The organism is Thalassolituus marinus, assembly GCF_020320395.1.
GTDB lineage: Bacteria > Pseudomonadota > Gammaproteobacteria > Pseudomonadales > Oceanobacteraceae > Venatoribacter > Venatoribacter marinus.
Genome location: NZ_JAEDAH010000087.1, coordinates 1 through 4,673, shown reverse-complemented (window position 1 = coordinate 4,673; position 4,673 = coordinate 1). Strand labels below are relative to the sequence as shown.

Annotated in this window: 3 protein-coding genes; 1 reads left to right on the top strand and 2 read right to left on the bottom strand. The window is 53.1% G+C overall.

Translation table 11 applies throughout. The annotated features are described in order from the left end of the window. Window positions 1-40: 40 nt before the first annotated feature. Both I9W95_RS13035 and I9W95_RS13030 read right to left on the bottom strand, forming a co-directional pair. A complete protein-coding gene (locus tag I9W95_RS13035; RefSeq protein WP_225675582.1) occupies window positions 41-520 on the bottom strand; it encodes a sodium:solute symporter family transporter in 480 nt (159 codons plus the stop codon). Further along, window positions 498-815, bottom strand: a complete 318-nt coding sequence (locus I9W95_RS13030; protein WP_225675579.1) for a DUF485 domain-containing protein — start codon at window positions 813-815, stop codon at window positions 498-500. The genes I9W95_RS13035 and I9W95_RS13030 overlap by 23 nt, the downstream gene beginning before the upstream one ends. Before the next feature lie 241 nt (window positions 816-1,056). On the opposite strand from I9W95_RS13030, the gene I9W95_RS13025 reads away from it, so the two are divergent. After that, a complete protein-coding gene (locus I9W95_RS13025; RefSeq protein ID WP_225675577.1) occupies window positions 1,057-4,497 on the top strand; it encodes a PAS domain-containing hybrid sensor histidine kinase/response regulator in 3,441 nt (1,146 codons plus the stop codon). The last annotated feature ends 176 nt before the right edge of the window (window positions 4,498-4,673 follow it).

Genomic DNA, 4,673 nt, shown 5'->3' with positions numbered 1-4,673 from the left:
CCGAGAATGAGACGTAGACTGGCAGCACAAGATCAGAGATTTAGTGTTTTATTAAACTGTCCGTGAAAACGGGGTAGAACCCGTAGGAAGCCACATCGGCAAAGGTAAACTTACCGAGGTTACGCAAGCGCTCTGCAATCATAAACAGAATCAGCGGCCAGCCGACCAGAAAGCCGATGGAATAAATCAGGCCATCAAAGCCTGACAGATAGACCAGACCAGATATTCCCAAAAACGACGCTGCAGACATGTAGTCACCGGCTATTGCCAGACCGTTCTGAAAACCGGTGATCCCCCCACCGGCGGCATAGTAATCCGCCGCTGAGCGAGTACGCTTACTCGACCACAGCGTGATTCCCAGTGTAAAGGCGACAAATATCAGGAACATGATAATCGCAGACCAATTGGTCGCCTGCTGTTCTGCAACGCCTTCTATCACGTCGGCGCTGCGCGCTGACAGTGAAAACAGCAATAGCAATACGGTGGGCAGTATTCTGTTAACGACCATGGAGGCACTCATCAATAATTCGCTGATTCTCCTCATCAAACTCAGTATTCGCGCGTTTCACGTAAATACCCGTCAGCAAAAATGAGGTGATGATTATGAAAATGCCTAATGGTATACCCCAGGTTACTACACTGTTTGAGGCCACCGGTGTCGCCAGCACGTCAGGTGCAAAAGCAATTAACAGAATGAATGAGAAGTACATTACCAGCACCACCAGCGACAATTTCAGTGCAAAACTTTTACGCTTAAGCACCAACTCCCGGAAATCCGGGTGATCCTGAATTCTGTTATATATTTCGGACTGCATGCCGACTCCGCCTGTAGCTGCATGACGGAACCTTCCCGCCATGTACTGAACATATTGATCGATAAGTTTACAAATCAATTGGCCGCTGCTCAGCAAGACCATAGTCGAGCGAAATGCTGTTACTTGCGAGGCAGGGCATTCGACCTTAGTCTTAATTCTGGTATGCCGGGCCACGCCTGTTATGACCCGTCGTGATAAGCTGGGAGCAGCATAAAAACAACGAATAGCGCTAAGGATGACTATGATCCCCGGATGGCAGCTGATCTCCATTTCCGTTCTGTATATTGGCACTCTGTTCTGGATTGCCTGGTACGGAGACCGACGCGCTCATCAGGGACGTCCGATTCACAATACCGGCCTTATTTATAGTCTGTCGCTGGCGGTGTACTGCACATCCTGGACCTTCTACGGTGCCGTCGGTCAGGCAGCCACCAGTGGCTGGCTGTTCCTCAGTATTTATGTCGGCCCCATATTCTTCCTGTTTTTCTTCTGGCGCATGCTGGGCAAGATCATCCGTATTGCCAAAGAGAAGCGTCTGACATCAATCGCCGACTTTATCGCCACCCGTTATGGCCGTGATCACACGCTGGCTATTCTGGTAACTCTGGTTGCTGTGCTGGGGGTTGTGCCATACATTGCTCTGCAGCTTAAAGCCATTGCCACCACCTTTGAGCTGGTTTCGCAGCCGCTGGGCCTTACCGCCGATCAGACGCTGCCTTTCTGGGAAGACACGGCCTTCCACATCAGCTGGGCTATGGCTCTGTTTGTCATTGTATTCGGCACGCGGGATATCGACGCCAGTGAACAGCATCCGGGGATGATTCTGGCGGTTGCCTTCGAATCTATGGTGAAGTTGCTGGCACTGGTGGCAGTTGGTATCTGGGTGATGACCACTCTGTTTGAGTCACCAGCGGAACTGCTGAGAATTTCCAGCTCCGTTATGCCAGACCATGCTCTGTTCCAGAGCGACGTCATATCTCTGGCCTTTGTCCTGCAAAGTTTTCTGGCCGGCTTTGCCATTCTTTGCCTGCCACGCCAGTTCCAGGTCGCTGTTATTGAAAATGAAGACCCGAAGCACATCCATACTGCGCGCTGGATGTTTCCGCTCTACCTGATCGTCATGCTTATCTTTGTGGTCCCCATTGCGCTCACCGGCCACCTGTTTATGCGCGATCTTGGTTTTACGCCGGATACCTATGTACTCAGTCTGCCTGTTTCCCTGGGGCAGGAACTACTGGCCACTATTGCCTTTATCGGCGGTGGCAGCGCGGCCACGGGGATGATCATTGTCGCCACCATTGCCGTCAGTACCATGGTATCGAACGAGCTGATCCTGCCAGCATTCTTCCGTAATACGCAGCAACAGAGCGATATTCAGCAGTCGTCCAGCGTGCGTACTCTGGTTCTCACTGTGCGCCGTATGGTCATTCTGGTGATGATCCTGGGCTCCTATCTGTTCTATCGCATGGTGGGCGAGTTTGAATCGCTGGCCGCCATTGGTCTGCTGTCGTTTGCTGCCGTTGCACAGTTTGCTCCGGCCTTAATCGGTGGCCTCATCTGGCAAGGTGCAAATCGTCAGGGTGCGATCGCCGGTCTGCTCAGCGGCACCGCCATCTGGTTCTACACCCTGCTCTGGCCTGTGTTATCGCAGGGTTTTGGTCATGCTGACAGCACCACAACCCAGATGCTGGGGCTGAATCTCGATGACTTCAGTTTCGGAGTTATCCTCAGCCTGTCAGTGAATATTTCACTGTTTATTTTCTTTTCAGTCGTCACCAATGCGTCGGTACGCGAACGCATGCTGGCATCCGATTTCACCAGCACTAAAGCACCTGTTAGCGGTAAGCAACTGGCACCAACATTCACGTGTAAGGTGGATGATGTTCGCGTCGTGCTTGAACGTATTCTCGGCTACAAAAAGACCGAGTCGTTTTTTGCCGATTATCAGACCCGCCACGGTATTCAGTACGACCATGCAATGGCCACCAGCGAGCTGCTGCACGAAGCTGAAAAGCTGCTGGCGTCGGTAGTTGGTTCGTCTTCTGCGCGGGTTATTTTCTCGACCTTGCTGGGTGGTGAACAAATTCAGATTCGCGACCTCGCTTTCCTTGCCAGTGAAGCAAGTCAGGCCTTCGCTATGAGTCGCGAACAGCTGCAGGCCGCACTGGAAAACCTGCAACAGGGCGTCAGTGTGGTTGATCGCAACCTGAATCTGGTTGCCTGGAACCGTCGCTATCTGGAGATTTTTGATTATCCGGCCGGTCTGATACAGGTGGGTAAACCCATCGCAGAAATCATCGAGTTCAATGCCCGCCGTGGTTTCTGCGGCGGCGGAACCATTGAGGAACAGGTGATGCGGCGCATGAACTTCCTGCGGGAAGGTTCTGCCCACCAATTCGAACGGCAGCTCCCCAACGGAGTGGTGATTTACATGCAGGGTCATCCGATGCCGGATGGCGGTTTTGTCACCAGTTTTACCGATATTACCGTGCACCGCAAAGCAGAACAGGCACTGAAAGAAGCGAACATCACACTGGAACGGCGAGTCGAAAAAAGCTCGCAGGAACTGGACGATCTGACCTCGCAGTTAATCGAAGCCAATACCAGTAAAACCCGCTTCCTGGCAGCCGCTGGCCATGACCTGATGCAGCCTCTTAACGCTGCCAAACTGTTCGCCTCAACACTGGCCCAGCATAATCTGACAGAAGAACAGCGTAAGCTGCTGGAGCACCTTGAGGGCTCACTGCAGTCGTCCGAGGACGTACTGTCAGTACTGGTTGAGATTTCCAAACTGGATGCGGGCGCTATGGAACCGACGCTGCGCCCTATTCAGCTGGCGGCAGTACTCAAACCACTGCGTGACGAATTTACCGCGCTGGCGGCAGAGAAAGGCCTGCGTTTGCGCTTCCGCTCCTGTGACCACTGGGTTATCAGCGATGCCCACTGGTTGCGTCGCATTATCCAGAACCTGCTCTCAAACGCCGTGCGCTACACCGACGAAGGTGGCCTGTTACTCGGTTGCCGTAAACGCGGTGAGTATCTGGTCGTCGAGGTGTGGGACACCGGCCCAGGTATTCCGCAGTCCAAACTCGGCGAGATTTTTGGCGAATTCAAACGTCTTAATCAGGGCAAGCAGGATAACAAAGGCCTCGGGCTGGGACTGGCGATCGTTGATCGTATGGCCAAGCGCATGAACCACAAAATCGAGGTCGACTCCTGGGTCGATTACGGTACGCGCTTCCGCGTAACCTTGCCATTAACTGAAAAACAGGAACTGCCGAAAGAATTATCCGGCGACATGAGCAGCCGGACCGCCGGTAGTTTCGAAGGGCTCAAAACCTTCTGTATCGATAACGATATCGAAGTACTGAACGGTATGAACGCCCTGCTCGGTAGCTGGCAATGTGACGTTTACAGTTGTATGACGCTGACAGAAGCACTCGATGTGCCTTTCCGCCCGCAAATCATGCTGTCCGATTATCAGTTGGACAACGATGAAACCGGTATTCAGGTGATGACCGCCCTGCGCAAGAAGTTTGGCGAAGATCTTCCGGGCGTGCTGATTACCGCAGATCCGCGAGCGGAGGTCGAAGAGCAGGCACGTGAGCTGGGGTTCTATTTCCTGCGCAAACCGGTCAAACCAGCTGCGTTGCGCGCCCTGATACGACGCCTGATTCGCTGAAGCGATAAAATTCAGGCATAAAAAAAGCTGGCGGCGGCCCACTAGTGTCCCACAAATTTTCATTTCAACTTTTGTGGGATATTCAGGGCCCTTTGTCCTCATAGAGGGGCCTTCCGAAACGTCGGACCGCCCCTATCGCCGGACGGGCTATCTCCCCGCTTCGCGCTGTTCTGGCT

Coding starts and splice junctions, on each gene's coding strand:
- I9W95_RS13025 (WP_225675577.1), top strand. CDS start 1,057: ATGATCCCCGGATGGCAGCTGATCTCCATTTCCGTTCTGTATATTGGC.
- I9W95_RS13030 (WP_225675579.1), bottom strand. CDS start 815: ATGCAGTCCGAAATATATAACAGAATTCAGGATCACCCGGATTTCCGG.
- I9W95_RS13035 (WP_225675582.1), bottom strand. CDS start 520: ATGAGTGCCTCCATGGTCGTTAACAGAATACTGCCCACCGTATTGCTA.